Source organism: Aeromonas sp. R7-4, assembly GCF_040908055.1.
GTDB classification, from domain to species: domain Bacteria; phylum Pseudomonadota; class Gammaproteobacteria; order Enterobacterales; family Aeromonadaceae; genus Aeromonas; species Aeromonas sanarellii.
The window spans coordinates 1-19,998 of the sequence record NZ_JBFODA010000035.1; the positions used below are offsets into that span (position 1 = coordinate 1).

19 protein-coding genes and 1 pseudogene are annotated in these 19,998 nt (G+C 62.8%); 10 read left to right on the plus strand and 10 right to left on the minus strand.

Annotation, left to right across the window (positions count from 1 at the left end; genetic code table 11):
* Positions 1-319: 319 nt before the first annotated feature.
* On the minus strand, positions 320-718 hold the full coding sequence (locus AB5Y72_RS09685) for a VOC family protein (RefSeq protein ID WP_325783701.1): 399 nt from the start codon (positions 716-718) through the stop codon (positions 320-322).
* A gap of 75 nt (positions 719-793) precedes the next feature.
* Here AB5Y72_RS09685 and AB5Y72_RS09690 point away from each other — a divergent pair, with 75 nt between their 5' ends.
* Positions 794-1,750, plus strand: coding sequence for an AraC family transcriptional regulator (locus AB5Y72_RS09690; RefSeq protein WP_368198928.1), 957 nt, complete (start codon positions 794-796; stop codon positions 1,748-1,750).
* Between the two features lie 61 nt (positions 1,751-1,811).
* Here the strand turns inward: AB5Y72_RS09690 and AB5Y72_RS09695 are convergent, their stop codons facing one another.
* Together AB5Y72_RS09695 and AB5Y72_RS09700 are read right to left on the minus strand one after the other, a co-directional pair.
* Complete coding sequence (locus AB5Y72_RS09695; RefSeq protein WP_042078665.1) at positions 1,812-3,053, minus strand: ammonium transporter; 1,242 nt, start codon at positions 3,051-3,053, stop codon at positions 1,812-1,814.
* Between the two features lie 25 nt (positions 3,054-3,078).
* A complete protein-coding gene (locus AB5Y72_RS09700; protein ID WP_216991528.1) occupies positions 3,079-3,417 on the minus strand; it encodes a P-II family nitrogen regulator in 339 nt (112 codons plus the stop codon).
* Positions 3,418-3,806: 389 nt separating this feature from the next.
* Here AB5Y72_RS09700 and AB5Y72_RS09705 point away from each other — a divergent pair, with 389 nt between their 5' ends.
* The gene (locus tag AB5Y72_RS09705) at positions 3,807-4,808 is read left to right on the plus strand and encodes a sensor domain-containing diguanylate cyclase (RefSeq protein WP_042078667.1); all 1,002 of its coding nucleotides are present in this window, start codon (positions 3,807-3,809) and stop codon (positions 4,806-4,808) included.
* Between the two features lie 130 nt (positions 4,809-4,938).
* Positions 4,939-5,352: a hypothetical protein gene (locus tag AB5Y72_RS09710; protein WP_200163916.1), complete on the plus strand. Its 414-nt coding sequence runs from the start codon at positions 4,939-4,941 to the stop codon at positions 5,350-5,352.
* A 62-nt stretch (positions 5,353-5,414) separates the two neighbouring features.
* Here AB5Y72_RS09710 and AB5Y72_RS09715 read toward each other — a convergent pair whose 3' ends face one another.
* Both AB5Y72_RS09715 and AB5Y72_RS09720 read right to left on the minus strand, forming a co-directional pair.
* The gene (locus AB5Y72_RS09715; protein ID WP_368198929.1) at positions 5,415-7,409 is read right to left on the minus strand and encodes a methyl-accepting chemotaxis protein; all 1,995 of its coding nucleotides are present in this window, start codon (positions 7,407-7,409) and stop codon (positions 5,415-5,417) included.
* A 263-nt stretch (positions 7,410-7,672) separates the two neighbouring features.
* A complete protein-coding gene (locus tag AB5Y72_RS09720; RefSeq protein WP_042078670.1) occupies positions 7,673-8,029 on the minus strand; it encodes a hypothetical protein in 357 nt (118 codons plus the stop codon).
* Between the two features lie 200 nt (positions 8,030-8,229).
* Between AB5Y72_RS09720 and AB5Y72_RS09725 the strand changes: the two genes are divergently transcribed.
* A complete protein-coding gene (locus tag AB5Y72_RS09725) occupies positions 8,230-8,952 on the plus strand; it encodes a response regulator (RefSeq protein ID WP_209795012.1) in 723 nt (240 codons plus the stop codon).
* A gap of 7 nt (positions 8,953-8,959) precedes the next feature.
* Positions 8,960-10,345 (plus strand): ATP-binding protein, encoded by a 1,386-nt coding sequence (locus tag AB5Y72_RS09730; protein ID WP_042078671.1) that lies wholly within the window; start codon positions 8,960-8,962, stop codon positions 10,343-10,345.
* Between the two features lie 180 nt (positions 10,346-10,525).
* Here the strand turns inward: AB5Y72_RS09730 and AB5Y72_RS09735 are convergent, their stop codons facing one another.
* Positions 10,526-10,738: an RNA chaperone/antiterminator CspA gene (locus AB5Y72_RS09735; protein WP_042078672.1), complete on the minus strand. Its 213-nt coding sequence runs from the start codon at positions 10,736-10,738 to the stop codon at positions 10,526-10,528.
* Between the two features lie 391 nt (positions 10,739-11,129).
* The gene (yjbD, locus tag AB5Y72_RS09740) at positions 11,130-11,414 is read right to left on the minus strand and encodes a DUF3811 domain-containing protein (RefSeq protein WP_318162480.1); all 285 of its coding nucleotides are present in this window, start codon (positions 11,412-11,414) and stop codon (positions 11,130-11,132) included.
* A 285-nt stretch (positions 11,415-11,699) separates the two neighbouring features.
* On the opposite strand from yjbD, the gene AB5Y72_RS09745 reads away from it, so the two are divergent.
* On the plus strand, positions 11,700-11,822 hold the full coding sequence (locus AB5Y72_RS09745; RefSeq protein WP_010675895.1) for a hypothetical protein: 123 nt from the start codon (positions 11,700-11,702) through the stop codon (positions 11,820-11,822).
* 46 nt (positions 11,823-11,868) lie between these two features.
* Here the strand turns inward: AB5Y72_RS09745 and AB5Y72_RS09750 are convergent, their stop codons facing one another.
* On the minus strand, positions 11,869-12,639 hold the full coding sequence (locus AB5Y72_RS09750) for a transporter substrate-binding domain-containing protein (protein WP_325783703.1): 771 nt from the start codon (positions 12,637-12,639) through the stop codon (positions 11,869-11,871).
* 158 nt (positions 12,640-12,797) lie between these two features.
* The gene (locus AB5Y72_RS09755) at positions 12,798-13,367 is read right to left on the minus strand and encodes a single-stranded DNA-binding protein (protein ID WP_325783707.1); all 570 of its coding nucleotides are present in this window, start codon (positions 13,365-13,367) and stop codon (positions 12,798-12,800) included.
* Between the two features lie 517 nt (positions 13,368-13,884).
* Here AB5Y72_RS09755 and AB5Y72_RS09760 point away from each other — a divergent pair.
* Together AB5Y72_RS09760 and uvrA are read left to right on the plus strand one after the other, a co-directional pair.
* Complete coding sequence (locus AB5Y72_RS09760) at positions 13,885-14,523, plus strand: LuxR C-terminal-related transcriptional regulator (RefSeq protein WP_209795023.1); 639 nt, start codon at positions 13,885-13,887, stop codon at positions 14,521-14,523.
* Positions 14,524-14,615: 92 nt separating this feature from the next.
* Positions 14,616-17,444 carry an excinuclease ABC subunit UvrA gene (uvrA, locus tag AB5Y72_RS09765; RefSeq protein WP_325783708.1) on the plus strand — a complete coding sequence of 943 codons (2,829 nt, stop codon included), beginning with the start codon at positions 14,616-14,618 and terminating at the stop codon, positions 17,442-17,444.
* A gap of 100 nt (positions 17,445-17,544) precedes the next feature.
* Here the strand turns inward: uvrA and AB5Y72_RS09770 are convergent, their stop codons facing one another.
* Positions 17,545-17,670 carry a hypothetical protein gene (locus AB5Y72_RS09770; protein ID WP_005328766.1) on the minus strand — a complete coding sequence of 42 codons (126 nt, stop codon included), beginning with the start codon at positions 17,668-17,670 and terminating at the stop codon, positions 17,545-17,547.
* A 324-nt stretch (positions 17,671-17,994) separates the two neighbouring features.
* On the opposite strand from AB5Y72_RS09770, the pseudogene AB5Y72_RS09775 reads away from it, so the two are divergent.
* Together AB5Y72_RS09775 and AB5Y72_RS09780 are read left to right on the plus strand one after the other, a co-directional pair.
* Positions 17,995-18,468, plus strand: a pseudogene (locus tag AB5Y72_RS09775) (OmpW family outer membrane protein); the annotation flags it as partial.
* Between the two features lie 103 nt (positions 18,469-18,571).
* Positions 18,572-19,990, plus strand: a complete 1,419-nt coding sequence (locus AB5Y72_RS09780; RefSeq protein ID WP_201972752.1) for an IS66-like element ISUnCu16 family transposase — start codon at positions 18,572-18,574, stop codon at positions 19,988-19,990.
* The last annotated feature ends 8 nt before the right edge of the window (positions 19,991-19,998 follow it).

Sequence of the window (19,998 nt, forward strand, 5' to 3'; positions counted from 1 at the left end):
TCTGAAATTGATACCGAAGAAAGTGCGCACTAAAGTAGCGTAAACAAGACACCGGTTTGAGGCCGGTGTCAGGTGATAACTAGATCTGTACAGCACCTATTGAATGTATATTCACCTGCCACATCCATTATGTGACCCGTCCAGAGAATGGCATCTTGATGGCTCCTCCCCCTGCCAAGGGGGAGGCGGGGAGGGGGTCATGGCCCCATCCGTCAGCCGGCACGGCAAACCCCGGCCCTCCCCTCGCAAAGGGGAGGGGCAAAGCAGATGGCTCACCGGCTGCTTGGCATAGTGGCATCACTCGAACCCTCCCCTTGGGTTAGATGGTCAATTCCAGCCGGTTGCCTTCCGGGTCGAGGAAGGTGCTCTCGTAATAGCCGTCGCCGGTCCAGCGGGGACCGTCCAGGTGTTTCACCTCGGCGCCCTTGAGCAGCTTGAGGCGGGCGGTCATCTTGTCCACCTCCTCCACACTGCCGAGGGAGAAGGCAATATGGGCCAGTCCTTGCAGCGGGTGCGGCAGGGCGAGATCTGCCGGGCGCAGGGTGGGGATATGCATCAGCTCCAGGCTGGCGCCCCCCTCGAAGCGCACGAAGTAGGACGAAAACTGCTTGGTCGGGTTGTGGTAGCGCTCATTGGCCTGCCCGCCAAACAGGGTGCAGTAGAATGCCTTGAGTGCCTCCAGATCCTGCGCCCAGATGGCGACGTGATGGATGTGCATGACTGGTCTCCTGTGACTCGATGCCCATGATGCTATGCTGGGGCCCTGATCCTCGACATGGCTGAGCCCGTCCTGATGATGTCTGAAACTGCCAACACCGATCTTGTCGATGTCTCCCCCGACTGCCGCGAGCAGATCTGCTGCGACAGCCTGCTGCCGGCCCTTGGCCAGGAGCGGGTGTGGCTGGCGGGCTACTCGCGCCTCAAGACCCGTTACCGCATCGCACGCCGCTTTGCCGATGTGCACTGTTTTCTGCTGACCCTGGGGGGCGAGGGGGAGGTGCGGGTGGGGGATCGCTTCGAGCGGTTGCAGGCCGGGGAGTGGGCCCTGATCCCGGCCGGGGAGCCGCTTTGTTATCAGTTACCCGAGAAGCAGTTACCCGAGAAGCAGTTACCCGAGCAGCAGCTACCCGAGAAGCCGTTGCCAGAGCAGGGCGGACAGGAAGGCGGGGCCGCGGTGGATGGCGGCTGGGATCTGGTGTGGCTGCTGCTGCACAAGGGCGCGGCCTGGGATGCCTTCGCCAGCCGCCCTCGCCTGGGTTGCACCTCCCAGCAGGGGACTCTGCTTCGCACCATAGAAAACCTCTATGCGGAGCAGGAGCGGCACCAGGATCCGCTGCTCAGCGCCCTCCTGGTGGAGCAGCTCGGGTTCTACCTGCGCCGCCTGCTGCAAAAGGGGGAGGGGCAGAGTCGTGGCGAGCGGCTGGCCCTGCGCCTCGAGCTGATGCTGAAAGAATCGCTCGCCGAGCCCTGGGATGTCGCCCGCATGGCCGCCGCCCTGCACCTCTCCGAGCGCCAGCTCCATCGGCTCTGCCAGCAGCACTTCGCGCTGGCCCCCATGGCGCTGCTGCAACGGCTGCGCCTGCAGCGGGCGGCGCTCCTGCTGGCGAGCCGGGCCGATCCGGTGAAGCGGCTGGCCGAGCAGTGCGGCTTCAAGAACGAGTACCACTTCTCCACCGCCTTCAAGCGTCAGCACGGGCTGGCGCCCAGCCACTACCGTCGCCTGCATCACCCCGCCTTCAAGGAGCGCTGAGGACGTCCCAAAAAGAGCGGGGCCCGGGGTGTTCCCCGGGCCCCGCACGCAGCAGTCTGTGTCAGGTGCTGGATTTGATGCTGACAAACTCGGGGTAGGCATCGATGCCGCACTCGTGGGCATCCACCCCCAGCAGCTCCTCCTCTTCGCTTACCCTCAGGCCCAGGGTGGCCTTGAGCAGGCCCCAGACCATCAGGGAGACGGCAAAGACCCAGCCGAAGATGACGGCGGCCCCCAGCAGCTGGGCGCCGAAGGTGGCGCTCCCGTTGGAGAAGGGCACCACCATCAGGCCGAACAGGCCGCACACCCCGTGTACCGAGATGGCGCCGACCGGATCGTCGATCTTCAGGCGATCCAGGGCGACGATGGCGTAGACCACCAGGGCGCCGGCCAGGGCGCCGATCAGGCTGGCGAACAGCGGGCTGGGGGAGGCAGGGTCGGCGGTGATGGCGACCAGGCCCCCGAGGGCGCCGTTGAGGATCATGGTGAGATCCGCCTTGCCCCAGGTGAGCTTGCTGACCAGCAGGGCGCCGACCACGCCGGCGGCCGCGGCGGCGTTGGTGTTGACGAAGACGGTGCCGATGGCGGTGGCGTCGGCGGCGCTGGAGAGCGCCAGCTGGGAGCCGCCGTTGAAGCCGAACCAGCCCATCCAGAGGATCAGGGTACCCAGGGTCGCGAGCGGCAGGTTGGAGCCGGGGATGGGATGGATCTCCCCTTGCTTGCCATATTTGCCGCGACGGGGGCCGAGCAGCAGCACGGCGGCCAGGGCGGCGGCGGCCCCCGCCAGGTGGACGATGCCGGAGCCCGCGAAGTCGGTGAAGCCCGCCTCCTTCAGGAAGCCGCCGCCCCAGCTCCAGTAGCCCTCGACGGGGTAGATGACGCCGGTCATCACCACGCAGAACAGCAGGAAGGACCAGAGCTTCATCCGCTCCGCCACCGCACCTGAGATGATGGAGGTGGCGGTGGCGACGAACACCACCTGGAAGAAGAAGTCGGCGTGCAGGGAGTGGCCCGCGTCGTCCGCCTGGCTGCCCATCAGGCTGCCAAAGCTCGGCAGCCAGCCGCCGGCGGTGTTGTCCACGTACATGATGTTGTACCCCACCAGCAGGAACATGATGCAGGCGATGGCATAGAGCAGGATGTTCTTGGTCAGGATCTCGGTGGTGTTCTTGGCGCGGACCAGGCCGGCCTCCAGCATGGCGAACCCGGCGGCCATCCACATGACCAGCACGCCGGAGATCAGCAGGTAGAAGGTGTCGAGCGCATAGCGCAGCTCGCTGACGGATGTGATCAACTCTTCCATGTCGTATTCCTCGGTTCCAGTCGTATCAAAGGGCGTCTGTGTCGGTCTCGCCGGTGCGGATGCGCACGGCGGCCAGCAGGTCGTAGACGAAGATCTTGCCGTCACCTATCTTGCCGGTGCGGGCGGCCTGGCAGATGGCGTCGATGATCGGCTCGACGCTGTCGGCCCGGGTGGCGATCTCCAGCTTCACCTTGGGCAGAAAATCCACCTGGTATTCGGCGCCCCGGTAGAGCTCGGTGTGCCCCTTCTGGCGGCCGAATCCCTTGACCTCGGTGACCGTCAGCCCCTCCACGCCGAGCTGGGCGATGGCTTCGCGGACGTCGTCGAGTTTGAACGGCTTGATGATGGCGGTGATTAACTTCATGCGATCTCCCCAGTCCTTGGTGGTTCCCTCATACCAGGGGCAAATATTGGGCCAATAATTTTCTCCTATTTATTCAATGATTTATTTTGTGCCCACCCAAGGGAAGGGGGCATGGCGCCCAATATGGGCCGGGCTGCGCCAAGGCGGTGCACCGCCCTGGTGCAACCCGGCGGCGGAAAGTAGCGAGAGCATGTGACGGAGCTCAGGACTCACCGTGGAGCGGGCTGCTACTGTTATTCAGAGGCCCGGCGGCTGGCCGATACCCTTGTCATGGCGGGCGATGCGTGGCCCCTGACAACCCGGCAGGCCGACAACGGGTTCCCACAGTGGCGACAAGCGGGCCCGAGTCACCCGATCTGGCGCCAGGTAGCAGAACAAGGATGGTTCCCATGCTGCAAGACAATGACACCCTCACGATCCCGGATCTCAACGAGGCCGTGATGCGCGGCATTCTGGAGGTCGTCAGCGACGGTATCTGGGACTGGAATGCCAACACCGGCTACGTCTATCGCAATCCGGGCTGGTACCAGATGCTGGGCTATGAGCCGCACTCCCTCGACAACAACGTCTTCACCTGGGAGAACGTGATCCACCCGGACGATCTGGCGCGGGTGATGGAGCGCTTCGACGCCTATCTGAGCGGGAAATCGCCCGACTACCGGGTCGAGTACCGCTGCCGTTGCCGCAACGGCGACTATCTCTGGGTGGAGGACCGTGGCCTCATCGTCGCGCGCAACCCGGACGGTTCCGTGGCCAGGATGATAGGGGCGCACCGGAACATCCATGCCCAGCGGGAACTCTACGCCCGGCTGGAGCTGCACAATCGCTCCCTGGAGCAGCAGGTGGCGGAGCGTACCGCCGAGCTGGAGCGGCTCAATCTGATGCTGCAGCACCAGGTAGAGGAGAACCGCCGCCTGGCGGAAACGGACTCCCTGACCGGCGCGGCCAGCCGCTATCGGCTGGAACAGGCGGTCCGGCTGGAGTATGAGCGTGCCAGACGCTTCAAGGAGCCCTTCGCCGTGATCGCCATGGACGTGGACGACTTCAAGCAGATCAACGATCGCCACGGCCACGGGGTGGGGGACCAGACCCTGATCGACATAGTGCGCCTGACGCGCGGCTCCATCCGCGAGATCGATCTGCTGGCCCGCTGGGGAGGGGACGAATTCATGCTGGTGCTGCCCAACACCCGGTTGCCCGACGCCCTGCTGGTGGCCGAGAAATTGCGACAGCGGCTGGGCTACGCCAGGGTCAAGGGGGTGGAGCCGGTCACCCTGAGCTTCGGGCTGGTGGAGTCCGATCCCGACGAGCCGCTGCCCCAGCTGATGGCGCGGGTGGACAGGGCGCTCTACCGGGCCAAGCTGGCGGGCAAGGATCAGCTCTGCGGCTAGACCGGCGTCACTGGTCGGAGGCGATGGGCGGGTTTACCCCCCGGATACGGCTTGACCTTGGGATTTCCTTGACGCCAATCCTTCCCGCTGGTCTCATGCGCGCTCTTTCATTCCTGCGAGATGTATCTTAATGAAAAAGTGCCTTCTGATTGCCCTGACCGCCCTGCCTCTGGTTGCCCAGGCCGGCCTGATGGATTCCCTGACCGACACAGTGACCAGCAGCGTCACCAGCACCGCCAAAGAGATGGCGGGCAGCGCCATGGACACCGCGTCCAACGAGGCGATCAAGAAGGCCCTGGACATCAAGGAAGGTGGTTCCAACAAGCAGGCCATCAAGGACAAGCTGGGCGCCCCCGCCAGCACCAGGACCGATGCCGGTCTGGAAGTGTGGACCTATGATCTGGGTGCCCTGAACAAGGCCTCCCCGCTGCTGGCCGAGACCACCAAGTCCCTGCTGAAGGATTCCGAAGTGGCCCAGAAAGACGTGGTCATCAAGTTCGAAGGCGAGACCGTCAAGACCCTGAACCTGGCCAACAAGGCCTGAGTGCTGGTGACCTGAATGAGAAAGGGGCCCGAGGGCCCCTTTTTGCTGGCTGGCGTTCAGGCTCACACCTTGAAGCGGCGCACCAGGGTCAGCAACTGGCGATTGGAGCCCAGCAGGGTGGCGGCGCTCTGCTCCGTGTTGCTGCCGTTCTCCACCAGCAGGCCCAGCATGTCGCGGATGCTCACCATGTTGCGGTTGATCTCTTCGGTGACCCGGCTCTGCTCCTCGGCGGCGGTGGCGATCTGGCTGCTGAGATCGTGGATCTGCACCACGGCGTCGGCCATGCTGTCCAGCCCGCCCGTGACCTGGCCCGTGTTGTCGGCCGCCGCCTGGCAACTGCGCTTGGTCTGCTCCATGGCGAGCACGGCCTCGGCCACCCCCTGAGTGAGCCGTGACAGCATGCTGCCCACCTCGGCAGTGCTGTTCTGGGTGCGGGCCGCGAGGGCGCGTACCTCGTCGGCCACTACCGCAAAGCCCCGCCCCTGCTCGCCGGCCCGGGCCGCCTCGATGGCGGCGTTGAGCGCCAGCAGGTTGGTCTGGGCGGCGATGCCGCCGATCACCCCGAGCACGCTGCCGATCTGTCTGGCATCTTCCTGCATCTCCAGCACCTTGGCGGCGGCGAGATCCACCTCGTCGATGAGGGCCACCACGCTGGCGGAGGCCGATCCCACCACCCTGCGCGAGCTCGCGGCCTGGCCATTGGCGACCTCGATGAAGCTCGCCGAGTCGCTGGCGTGCCGGGCCACGCTGTCGGCGGTGGAGCTGAGCTCGGTGAGGGCGGTGACCACCTGATCCGTCTCGCTGGCGTGTTCCCCCAGGATCCGCCTGGCCTGCCCGGTCTGCTGATCGAGCTGGGCCAGCTCGCGGGTGATGAGGTCGGTGGCCTCGGTCACCTGCACCATCATCTGCTGCAGGAAGGCGATGAAGCGGTTCACCGACAGGGCGATGCCGTCCAGCTCGTCATGACCCTTGACCTGGATGCGGGCGGTCAGGTCGGCATCGCCTGCACTGAGGGCGTCGATGTTGAGCCTGAGGGTCTGCAGACGGCTGCCAAGCTGGCGGATGGCCAGCACCATGAGTACGAACAGCAGGCCCACCAGGGGCAGCTGGATGCTGGCCAGGGTGGCGAGCACGTCCCGGCTCTCCTGGGTCAGGGTACGGGTCGGCAGGGCGGTGGCCAGCAGCCAGGGGGTCCCTTCGATGGCCTCCATCAGCAGGGTCTGCTCCTCCCCCTGATCCTGGAAGGTGGTGCGCAGCAGCCCCTTGCTCGCATCCTGGCCGAGCAGGCCGGCGATGGCACCGGCGAAGGGATAGTCGGCGTGGGCGGCGAGGTTGCCGAGCACCACATCGCCGGTCAGGCGGGCATTCTTGCTCAGGATCTTGCCGTCAGCCTCGACGATCAGCACCTGGCCGCCGATCTCCTGCTCCTTCCTGGCCACCAGGTCGTTGAAGAAGCCCAGGGTCACGTCTATGGTCGACACCCCGTACAGGGCGCCATCGCGATAGATCCCCATGGCGCAGTTGGTTCTCGGCTGCTGGCTGGCGCCGTCCTGGTAGGCGACCGCCCAGGCACAGGTGCCGCGAGGAGCCCGCTGGCCGGCCTGGTGCCAGGGCTGCTCGAAGTAGTTGGGGGCCTCGGCCGAGTTCCAGTAGGTGTTGGGAATGAGGGCGTTGGCTGCATCCCTGTGGTAGAAGGTACTGAACTTGGCGCGACCCGCCTCCCGCTTGTCCGGCAGGGGCCAGATGCCGCCACCGAAGACCATGGCGTTGCCGTATTGATCGATGAGGGCGGGCAGCAGGGCGTCTATCTGCTCGCTCGGCAGTTGGGCCACCAGCTGGGTGATGCTGCGGGACTGGGTCTGCACCCCGTTGAGCTGGTCGCGGATATCGGTCGCTATCTCGCCGACCCGCAGCGCCACGTTCTGCTCACCGGCCTGCTGCAGCGCCGGCTTGATCCAGAGCTGGATGCCGATCACCGTCAGGGCGCACACCAGCGCCATGAAGCCCACGAAGACGGCGGTGTAGCGCCCCTTGATCGTGCCCAGATTCCATTCCATCTCGACTCCTGTCCACCGTTGTCGGGGCCTCGCCCGAAGTTGTCATGAGGCGCCATTATGAGTTATTTCGAAAGGGGAACGTTTGTTATCGCTCACATAACCGGGGTCAGGGAGACAGAAAAGGGGCATGGAGGCGGGAGAATCTCGGTCTGGGTGGTTGAGCGGAAACGAAAAACGGGGTGGCCAAGGCCACCCCGTCGTCAACTTGTCTGCCGGTTTGTGTCTTCTGGGTCTACCTCGGCAAACCGCCTTGTCACGTCGGCTTACTGGTTGGCCTCTGCGAACTGTTTCATCACCTCGGCGTGCTTGACCATGCCGTCGGCGCGCAGGGAGAGGTTCTTCACGAACTCCGCCTTCTTGGCCGGATCTTCAATCCTGTCGTAGCGCTGCTGCAGGTGGGCCTGGATCTGTTCCGGGGTCATGTTCTGCATGCGGGCCATCTTGTCGTGGCGGCCGCCGTGGTGCTTGCCGCCCATCATGCCGGCACCGTCCATGGGGCAGCCGGCCGCCATGGCCTGGGTCGGCTGGGCGGTGGAGACGGCCTCGCTGGCGGCATAGGCGCCCAGCGGCAGGCCGAGGATCAGGGTGGCGGTCAGCAGGGTCTTGGTCAGGTTTTTCATGGGTCACTCCTGTCTAATTGGGATGGATGCAGGCTGTTTCGCCTTGGTACCCAGTAAACACCGTGGAAGTGTCTGAACTTTGCCAGTACCGGACTATTTTGTAGCAGAGTGTGGCATCTTGGCGCTCTGGCACACTTTGACACAACCCGTCCGGTTGATTTTCGTATAATCGCCCCAGCTCGATAACGGGAGAGACAGTGATGAACCAAGGCAGCCCCCACATTCTGGTGGTCGACGACCACAGCGAGATCCGCGATCTGCTCAAGCGGTTCCTGGAGCAGCACGGCATGCGTGTCAGCTGTGCCCGGGATGGCAAGGAGATGAAGCGGCTGCTGGACGAGCGGGAGTTCGATCTGCTGGTGCTGGATCTCATGATGCCGGGGGAGGATGGCCTGACCCTGTGCCGCGAGCTCAGGGTGAAGTCCCGCCTGCCCATCATCATGCTCACCGCCATGGGGGAGGAGACGGATCGCATCATCGGCCTGGAGATGGGGGCCGACGACTACCTCTCCAAGCCGTTCAACCCGCGGGAGCTGCTGGCCCGCATCAAGGCGGTGATGCGCCGCACCCAGGCGGAGAGCCTGCCCGTGCCCGAGGCCCTGACCCGGGATCTGCGCTTCGACCGCTGGCTGCTCGACGTCAATCGCCGCGAGCTGGTGGACGAGGAGGGGGTGGGGATGAGCCTCTCCACCGCGGAGTTCGATCTGCTCAAGGTGTTTCTGGAGCGGCCCCAGCGGGTGCTGAGCCGGGATCAACTGCTGGATCTGGCCCGGGGCCGGGAGGCGGTGGCCTTCGATCGCGCCATCGACACCCTGGTGAGCCGGCTGCGCCGCAAGCTGGAGCGGGATCCCAAGAATCCCGAGCTCATCAAGACCATCTGGGGTGGCGGTTACCTGTTCGCCGCCGACGTGACCCAGGAGTGAGGCGATCATGATCAAGAGGCTCTTCGCCAGGCTGCTGCCCAAGGGGTTGACCGGCCAGATAGTGCTGGTTGCCCTGGCGGGGCTGGTGTTGATCCAGTTGCTCAGCATCCAGATCTACCGCTCTGACCGGGAGGAGGCCCTCGGCTACGTCAACAGCCGCAACGCCATGCAGCGCATCGTCTCGGTGGTGCGGCTGCTCTCCCTCTCGCCCCCCTCCCTCTATCACGAGATCCTCAAGGCGAGCCGCAGCGAGACCCTGCTGCTGCGCCTCTCCGACGAGCCGCTGCAGCCGGACAACCGCAGCCCCCGCTTCGAGCGGCTGGTGCGGGCCAAGCTCGACTACCCGCCCCAGCTGGCGGTGGAGATCAGCGCCGAGCTGAAGCAGGAGTTCCAGCGCAGCCGGGCCTGGCAGCATCACAGCCGCATGATGAAGGATCGCAGCGGCATGCCGCCGCCCCAGGACATGCGGCTCTATGGCTCCATCGAACTGCCGAACGGCGGCTGGCTGCAGTTCAGCTCCCTGGTGGACAAGGAGTCGGCGAGCTGGTCCTGGCAGACCACCCTCAACCTGCTGCTGGTGGCGAGCCTGGTGATCGGTCTGATGATCTGGCTGTTCCGCCGCGCCACCCTGCCCCTCAAGCAGCTGGCCGCCAACGCGGACCGGCTGGGGCGGGGGGAGGACATAGAGCCCCTGCGGGAGGAGGGACCCACCGAGATCCGCGAATCCATCCAGGCCTTCAACCGCATGCATACCCGGCTCGATCGCTTCGTGCAGGACAGGACCCGGATGCTGGCCGCCATCTCCCACGATCTGCGCACCCCCATCACCAGCCTGCGGCTGCGCAGCGAGTTTCTGGCGGACGGGGAGGACAAGGAGCGCTTCCAGCAGACCCTGCAGCAGATGGAGCAGATGCTGGCGGCGACCCTGAGCTTCGCCCGGGAGGAGGGGCAGCAGGAGGCGACCCGGGAGCTGGATCTGGTCAGCCTGCTGGAGAGCCTGTGCGACGACTATGCCGACATGGGGCAACCCGTCACCTGCCTGGCCGAGGGCAAGCAGGTCTACGCCTGTCGCGCCAACACCCTGCGCCGGGTGCTGCAAAACCTCATCGGCAACGCCATCAAGTATGCGGGAGGGGCCGAGGTGTCCCTGGTGCGCACCGACTCCGAGCTGCTGATCCGGGTCTGCGACCGGGGACCCGGCATCGCCGAGGCCCAGCTGGAGGAGGTGTTCAAGCCCTTCGTGCGGCTCGACGAGGCCCGCAACACCGAATCGGGCAGCGTGGGGCTGGGGCTCGCCATCGCCCGCACCCTGGTGCACCAGCACGGCGGGGAGCTCAGCCTCCACAATCGTCCCGAGGGCGGGCTGGAGGCGAGGATCAGCCTGCCGCTGTGAGTACAGGTCCCATGTTCGGGAGAGGGCGTCCAGGTTGGCGCCCTTTCTCTGTCTTCGGCCGGAGCTGATGGGGTGAAACGACAGCTGCCGGATCGCGGGCAACAAAAAACCCGCCGAAGCGGGTTTTTTCAATTCTTGCTGAGACGCTTGTCGATCAACGGCAAGCAGCTCGGGCGTGAATTACAGGCCGGTAACGTTGGCAGCGGCCGGGCCTTTCTGGCCTTGCTCGATGGTGAACTCAACGCGCTGACCTTCTTCCAGGGTCTTGAAACCGTTGGACTGGATGGCGGAGAAGTGAACGAACACGTCTTTGCTGCCGTCAGCCGGGGAGATGAAGCCAAAGCCTTTCTCGGCGTTGAAGAACTTTACGGTACCAGTCATTTTGTTGGACATGATAATTTCCTTGAATAGTGATATTGAAACGCCACCGGTGTGGCAATCCATGATTTTTCGTCAGCAATACGTATGGGGAGCACTAAAGAAGGAGAATTATCTGGCAAGAATTATCGGGGACAATTGCATGCACAAATCACTGCTTTAAGATGACTGCCTAACATAATCAGGTCTGAACTACCGAACCATCGAAAACGATTAGAACACGCACACTCCGCCATGGCAATCTTTATCTTGGTATTCTTTCTTCCCGAGTCGGTCCTCGCCAGCGTTTTATGTTGATGTGCGTGCCATCTCAGGCGCATCACGCCGCCAACCCCAATATGATGACATCATCCTCTACTGAAGAGTGGTTTTTTGGCGCAATCATCCGCATGCATTCATGCTGGCATCAGCGTCTGCCACGGAATTTGTTGCTGACGGACTCAGCCCAGTCGAAGGTGTCGGGCAGCACCTGATCCCTGGCCCGCTCCTTGGCCTTCTCCCTTGCCAGTGCGGAAGCCGCCTTGGCTGCCTTGGCGCGATCCGAGGCGATCTTAAGGCGCCCGGCCTCCCGGATCTTGTTGCGCTCCCCGTTGGTCAGAGGGTGATCGGCATTGGCCTGGGCCTTCTGCACCAAGAGGGCGATCTCGGCCTTCTCGGCCTCGGTCAGATCTTTCATTTCCAGCTTCTTCATGACGCGCTCCTGCGGCAGGTGAAAAGCCACCCTAACACACATCTGTGGGCGTCTCTCGTCCCATCTTGCGGCCGGTCTGGAAAATGTCGCCCGGGCGTCACTTCTGGGGGACAAGGTCCCGGCAGGCACTGGCTGGAGCGGCCTGCCGCAAGGCTGGATCCCGATGGAAGGTTGGGGGTATGCTGGAACCAGTGCGATCCTCGATCGTCACTGCTAGCGTACGATTCGGCTGACATGCTGGAATCTTCATTCCAACTGTCCTGGTAACCTTTTTGGAGTCTGATGATGAGCAACAAAGAACAGCATCACGGCAAAGATGCCAAGAAAAAACCGCAGATGTCACTGAAAGAGAAGCGCGAGGCCAAACGGCAGAAAGCCGAGCTGAAAAATGGCAGCGCGATGAAGTAACGCTCCCCACACTGTCGTTCCACCGGAGCCAGTATCAAGCCAGTCCTCATGGGCTGGCTTTTATATTTTCCGCTGATGAGGTGGTGCCATAGGCGGCAAAGATCCGTTCATAGCGGCCGTCGGCCTTCATCCGGGTCAACTGCCTGTCGAACAACCGTTGCAGCTCGATCTCCCGAAAGGCGAAGTGGTAATGAGTGGGTGGGAAGAGGTCGTGCTGCCTGACTCTGTCCGAGGGATAGCGCTCGTCATTCTTGTCTTCCCCGATCAGGTGCGTCATGTAGTAGTAGAAGACCCGCTGATCCAGGATCACGGCATCGGTGCGTCCCAGCAGCAGCCGCTGTACCTGGCCTTCCTGCCTCGCCACCTCTTCATAGCGGGGATTTCGGGCGACGATGTCAGCGAACTCTGTTCCCAGGATCTGCCGCGCCCGCTGGAAGGCGCTGACTCGCAGCGTCTGCAGATCCTGGAGGGAGTGAAACGCCGTCTGATCGAGGGTAAAGACACGGTTGTGGAAGGTGATCACGCGCTGGGATAGGTAGGCGTTGTCCACCATGCCGGGTTTGACGTTGATGATGGCATCCAGCTTGCCCTCCTCCAGCATCCGGAAGGTCCGCTCCAGAGGCAGATAGATGACCTGCAGCTCATGATCGCTGCCGGCGAAGGCCTCGCGCATGAGATCGAGCTCTATGCCCCTGTCCTCGTGCGTGAGCACATAGGGCGGAATGGCGAAGCTCACGCCCACCCGCAGCGGCGCCGCCGCCAGGGGGGCGGCAAACATCAGCAGGGCGAGATACAGCAGGCGGTGGAGGTGACTCATGCAACTTCTCGTAGGAGTGATTCGCTCCGATGATAGCCACAAGTGAGCGCGTTGGAGAGGGGGAGGGCCGGAGCGTCGTGACAACATGGTGACCGGGGGGGATGAATGCGTCAGAAACAGGCAAAAAAAGGCCCTGTGTGATCAGGGCCTAGTGACATTCAAAAAGGGATGTCGTCGTCGAAATCCATCGGCGGTTCGTTGTAGACTGGCGGTGCGGATTGCGGCTGCTGGGCCGGACGACCGTAGCCCCCCTGGGGCTGCATGTTCTGCTGCGGGGCGGCAGGGCGGTGCATGTTCTGCTGCGGCGCAGCCTGTTGCGGTTGACCCCAGCTGCCCTGGGACGACTGACCCCCCATGCCCTGGCCGGCGCCCTGCGGACGACCACCCAGCATCTGCATCACGCCGGTGAAGCTGTCTACCAGCACTTCGGTGGTGTAGCGCTCCTGGCCGCTTTGATCCTGCCACTTGCGGGTCTGTAGCTTGCCTTCCACATAGACCTGGGAACCCTTCTTCAGGTATTCGCCGGCGACTTCGGCCAGCTTGCCCATGAAGACGACGCGGTGCCACTCGGTCCGCTCTTTCTGCTCGCCGGTCTGCTTGTCGCGCCAGGTGTCGGAGGTGGCCAGGGTGATGTTAGTCACGGCACCGCCGCTCGGCATGTAGCGCACTTCCGGGTCTTGCCCCAGGTTACCGATCAGAATGACTTTGTTGATGCCTCGACTGGCCATAATCTCTCTTCCACCCTTATGTATACCGGCCAGGCCAGATGCCTGGGCCCATTCAATAATGCGTTTGTTTGCAACAAGATGCGCGCCGCGGATGGACGTCATCCACACTCAGTGTCGTGGCCGGGCCGGCGCTTGCCAGCGGGGACACCGCTCACGGCCACGGCGTTTGTCCGCCATAGTACCAGTTGGCGGGCATGAGCGCACACCTTCCTGCCTCGGCGGGCGTCAACACCTCGCCACAGCCTGAGTAAATTACCCGAGGTCCGGGGCCACCAGCAAGCGGATGACGACGGAGTGTGCTGCATCGACGGCAAAGGCCTGCTATGGTGCTGGCTGGCACCACTTTACCCCCCATATGGGGGGCGTGTGCTAGTCACTTGTATTGGTTGGAAAATTGCTGGGCTTCAAAGGAGCCACGGCGACGTCTAATACTTTTTTAATGCTGCAGCCTGAAAGGGGATTGGTACTCTTTCTTGCCAAAAAAGCCCTGACTCGAATGTGCAAGGAAGTCTTCTTGATGACGCCCGAATACCCCCTAGTGCTGATCACCGAAAACAACGCACAAGCCACCAGTTTCCAGCGTCACCTCAGCGAACAGCTCGGCCTGTCCATCCTGCTGGTGGGAGAGCTGGACGCCCTGCCGGATCCCGCCGTCACCGGTGCCCAGCCACTGCTGCTGATCGATCTGGACTACCTCAAGTCGACCCAGCAGGAGCAATGGAGCAAGGCCATCTGTCACCGTTTCAGCGAGGCCAGCGCCGTGCTGCTCAACGCCCCGACCAGCACGGACAAGGAGCTGCTGCTGATGTGGCCCCATACCAGCGGGCTCTTCTTCCGCCAGGACAGCCTGGATCGCCTGGTGATCGGTATACGCAAGGTGTTGCAGGGGGAGTACTGGATCCCGCGCCACCTGCTGTGCGATCTGGTGGATTACTACCGCAAGGGGAATGGGCAGCCCCTGCGCCAGCAGACGCTGCTGACCGCCCGCGAGCAGGAGATAGTCCGCCACCTGATGACGGGGGCCTCCAATACCGAGATCGCCGACAACCTCTTCGTGAGCGAGCACACCGTCAAGTCCCACCTCTACAACGTGTTCAAGAAGCTGAACGTCAAGAACCGCCTGCAGGCGGTGAGCTGGGCCAAGGAGTATCTCTGAGAGGTGGGAGGATGATAAAAGACTGTCTATTCATCCAGTAGTCTCTATGCCATACTGACCCGCTCTGGTTCCCGTATCGAGCGCGCAACAAGATGGAAAAAATCGTGATCCGGGGTGCCCGCACCCACAATCTCAAGAACATCAACCTGACCCTGCCCCGCGACAAGCTGATCGTGGTGACCGGTCTCTCCGGTTCGGGCAAATCCTCCCTGGCGTTCGATACCCTCTATGCCGAGGGCCAGCGCCGCTACGTGGAGTCCCTCTCCGCCTACGCCCGCCAGTTCCTCTCCCTGATGGAGAAGCCGGACGTGGATCACATCGAGGGGCTCTCCCCGGCCATCTCCATCGAGCAGAAGTCCACCTCCCACAACCCGCGCTCGACCGTCGGCACCATCACCGAAATCTACGACTACCTGCGTCTGCTGTTTGCCCGGGTCGGTGAGCCGCGCTGCCCGACCCACGCCATCCCGCTCGCCGCCCAGACCATCAGCCAGATGGTGGATCAGGTGCTGGCCCAGCCCGAGGGCGCCAAGCTGATGCTGCTGGCCCCCGTGGTGCGCAATCGCAAGGGGGAGCACACCAAGCTGCTGGAGAACCTGGCGGCCCAGGGCTATATCCGGGCCCGCATCGACGGCGAGGTGTGCGATCTCTCCGATCCCCCCGCGCTGGAGCTGCACAAGAAGCACACCATCGAAGTGGTGGTCGACCGCTTCAAGGTGCGCGAGGATCTGGCCCTGCGCCTGGCCGAGTCGTTCGAGACGGCGCTGACCCTCTCCGGCGGCATCGTATTGGTGGCACCCATGGACGGGGAAGAAGGCGTGGAGCCCATGACCTTCTCCGCCAACTTCGCCTGCCCGGAGTGCGGCTACTCCATGTCTGAGCTGGAGCCGCGCATCTTCTCCTTCAACAACCCGGCCGGCGCCTGTCCCACCTGCGACGGCCTGGGGGTGCAGCAGTATTTCGATCCCGCCAAGCTTATCCACGATCCGGGCCAGAGCCTGGCCGGCGGCGCCATCCGTGGCTGGGACAAGCGCAGCTTCTACTACTTCCAGATGCTCAAATCCCTGGCCGAGCACTACCAGTTCGACCTGGAGACCCCCTGGGAGGAGCTGCCTGCCAAGACCCAGGAGGTGATCCTGCGGGGCTCGGGTCGCACCGAGATCGAGTTCCGCTACATGAACGATCGCGGCGATGTGGTGGTGCGCAAGCACCCCTTCGAGGGGATCCTGCACAACATGGAGCGGCGCTACCGGGAGACCGAGTCCAACTCGGTGCGGGAAGAGCTGGCCAAGTACATCGCCAACAAATCCTGTACCAGCTGTGGCGGCAGCCGGCTGCGGGAGGAGGCGCGCCATGTCTTCGTCGACAACCGCAACCTGCCCGCCATCGCCGAGCAGTCCATCGGCGACGCCCTGGCCTTCTTCGCCGGCATCCAGCTGACCGGCCAACGGGCCCAGATCGCCGAGAAGATCCTCAAAGAGATCGTCGAGCGGCTTGGCTTCCTGGTGAACGTGGGCCTCAACTACCTGAGCCTGTCCCGCAGCGCCGAAACCCTCTCCGGCGGCGAGGCCCAGCGGATCCGGCTGGCGAGCCAGATCGGCGCCGGTCTGGTGGGGGTCATGTATGTACTCGATGAGCCCTCCATCGGCCTGCACCAGAGAGACAACGAACGGCTGCTCAAGACCCTCACCCATCTGCGGGATCTCGGCAACACCGTCATCGTGGTGGAGCACGACGAGGACGCCATCCGCCTCGCCGACCACGTGCTCGATATCGGCCCGGGGGCCGGGGTGCACGGCGGCGCCATAGTCGCACAGGGGACGCCGGAAGAGATCATCGCCAATCCAGAGTCGCTCACCGGTGACTACCTCTCCGGCCGCAAGCAGATCGCCATCCCGGTCGAGCGCACCCCGCTCACCGGCAAGTGGCTGAAACTCAAGGGGGCGAGCGGCAACAACCTGCGCAACGTAAACCTGGATCTGCCCATTGGCGTGATGACCTGCGTCACCGGCGTCTCCGGCTCCGGCAAGTCGACCCTGATCAACGACACCCTGTTCCGCATCGCTCACCGGGAGCTGAACAAGGCCACCGAGTCCACCCCGGCACCCTATCGCAGCGTGGAAGGGCTGGAGCACCTGGACAAGGTGGTGGACATCGATCAGAGCCCCATCGGCCGCACCCCGAGATCCAACCCGGCGACCTACACCGGCCTGTTCACCCCGATCCGCGAGCTGCTCTCCGGCACCCAGGAGGCGCGCTCGCGCGGCTACCAGCCGGGCCGCTTCTCCTTCAACGTGAAAGGGGGGCGCTGCGAGGCGTGCCAGGGGGATGGGGTCATCAAGGTGGAGATGCACTTCCTGCCGGATGTCTACGTACCGTGCGACGTCTGCAAGGGCAAGCGCTACAACCGCGAGACCCTGGAGGTGAAGTACAAGGGCAAGAACATCCACGAGATCCTCGAGATGACGGTGGAAGATGCCCGCGCCTTCTTCGATCCGGTGCCGGCGGTGGCGCGCAAGCTGCAGACCCTGATGGACGTGGGCCTCTCCTATATCCGGCTTGGCCAGTCAGCCACCACCCTGTCGGGCGGCGAGGCACAGCGGGTCAAGCTGGCGCGGGAGCTCTCCAAGCGGGATACGGGTCAGACCCTCTACATTCTCGACGAACCGACCACCGGGCTGCACTTCCACGACATCCAGCAGCTGCTCAAGGTGCTGCACCAGCTGCGGGATCGCGGCAACACCATCGTCATCATCGAGCACAACCTGGACGTCATCAAGACCGCCGACTGGATCGTCGATCTGGGGCCTGAGGGGGGCGCCGGTGGTGGCCGTATCCTGGTGACCGGCACGCCGGAGGAGATGAGCCGCTGCCAGGAGTCTCACACGGCCCGCTTCCTGGCGCCACTGCTGGGCAAGTAAGGGAAAGTCATGCAAACGAGGGGCTCGCTCAGCAGGCCCCTTTTTTGTCGGAGTAAATGGCCCCGTCGGGCGAGCGCGGCAGCGCCGGCGATATGAAGGCTCAGTGGGCCAGCATCAGGAAGGCGAGGGCAAACAGGAAGCCCAGCAGAATGAACAGGAAGGAGCCGATGCCCCAGATGGCTGCCAGGATGCCGATTATTTTGTCTTTGCGCGTTTGTGGTTTCATAAAAATTAAATTACAGCGTGGCTACATCGCATTAATAAAATACGCTGACGGACATAATTAAACAACAATGAAAAGGAGATATGAGGGGCGTTAAGGTGTATTTGTTTGGTATTTTAAGTTGTCCGCTGATGCCTAAAATTATCGCTTGATGTTGTATTTAAATGGTTTTTTGTTTTGTCTCGCCGGAATTGTGAACATGGAAAGCTGTTGTGTACATCCATCTATTTCTTGATAACTATTGAGCCAAATCAATAACCGGTCATTCACATCCTTTTATAGTTTTCGGGCTTACAACATAGAAAGAAAACAAAAAGGAATAATGTGATGAAAAAGATCCTTCCTCTGTTAATCGCAGCCGCTTTTGCTTCCCCCGTCGCCATGGCACACCAGGCCGGTGACATCCTGGTCCGTGGCGGCCTGGCCTTCGTCTCCCCCCAGACCAGCAGTGACGACGTGCTGGGCACCGGCGAGCTGGAGATCGACAGCAACATGCAGTTGGGCCTGACTCTCTCCTACATGCTGACGGACAACTGGGGCGTCGAGCTGCTGGCCGCAACCCCCTTCTCCCACTCTGTGTCCACGGCCGGGCTGGGCGAGGTCGCCAAGGTCAAGCATCTGCCGCCGACCCTGATGGCGCAGTACTATTTCGGGGATGCCAACAGCAAGGTGCGTCCCTATGTCGGCGCCGGCATCAACTACACCACCTTCTTCGACGAGGAGGGGCGCGGTGCCCTGGCCGGGACGGATGTGAGCGTCGACTCCTCCTGGGGGCTGGCGGGTCAGGTGGGCCTGGACATGTAACGGTTCACCCAGACCAGTTGACAGGTAAAAAATGAGACGATCGTCCGGTGATCCACTATTGCCTCTTGCGTGATCCTGTCAGCTTGGCACCATCAGGGGCATGAGCACATCCATGACCCCACCGGCCGCTTCGCCGCTGACCCTTGAGCAGGCTAATGAACTTATTCAGAAGCTGATGGCGCGCATCGCCGAGCTAGAAGACCGACTCAACCAGCACAGCGGCAATTCCTCCAAGCCTCCTTCCAGTGATGGGCCAGGCTCACCACCACCTGCTCGGCCGCGCCTTGCCTCAGGTAAAAAACGCGGCGCCCAACCGGGCCACAAAGGCGCTCGGCGTGAGCGTCATCCAGCGGATGAACGGCTGACGGTAATACCCCATTACCCTGCCAGACAGTGCGCCTGCTGTGGGGGCAATGTGGTATTTCATGACAAACCCTACCGCGTCCATCAGGTCTTTGACCTGCCCGAGGTCAGCTACAGGGTGACCGAACATCAGCTCTTTAGCGGCACCTGTTGTCATTGCATCGAGACCAGCCCGGCTCCGTTGCCCGAGACGGTGAGCAGCAGCCAGATGGGGACCAACCTGCTGAGCTACATCGCCCTGCAAAGTGGTCTGTTTCACCAGAGCATTAGCCAGATACAACAACAGCTTAAACAGCACTTCGGCCTGAGCTTCAGTCGCGGCGCCATCAGCGAGGCGCAAGGGCGAGTCAGTGCCATGTTGACCCCGACGCACCAGGCCATCAAACAACAAGTGCAATCAGCCTCCTGTATCCATGCCGATGAAACACGGCATCAGCGTGGTGGTGAGCGGCGCTGGATGTGGCTGGCACTGAGCAAGGTGGCCGTCTGTTTCATGACGGCGTTTGGCCGGGGTCAGGATGCGGCCAAACGGCTGCTGGGCTCAGAATTGGATGGCGTGTTGGTGACAGACCAGTACGCAGGATACCGTTTCATCGACAGCAGCCAGCGTCAGCTGTGCTGGGCCCATGTACTGCGCAATGTGGCAGCGATTGCCGACAGCGGCGAAAAGGTCAATCAGCCCATTGGGGCCCGACTGGTGCTTCTCGCAAATAGCGTATTCAGGGTTCGACATGGCTATGAACAAGGCGTGTTGAGCCAGAAACAATATCAGCGAAGGCTTGAGCGATGTCGGCAAAGCTGGCGAAAAGAGCTGGGGCGAGGCAGTTTGCTGTGCAGCAAGCGCTACCGAGGTCGCTGTCGGCTACTGCTCAAGGATGATGAAATGCTGTGGCGTTTTCTGGAAAACGACGAGATAGCCTTGACCAATAATGAGGCGGAACGGGCGCTACGCGGGTATGTGCTGTGGCGCAAGGGGAGCTATGGCGTTTGGTCACATCGGGGAGAGCTGTTTCGGCAGCGCATCTTGTCTTTGATAGAGACAGCCAAGCGGTTAGGTCGCTGTCCGCAGGAATGGCTGAGGGCCGTGGTCGGTGCCTGCATAGAGAAAACAGACTACCCGCTCCCGGAAGAGTTGTTGTCAACATCCTCCCGGTGAACGGTTAC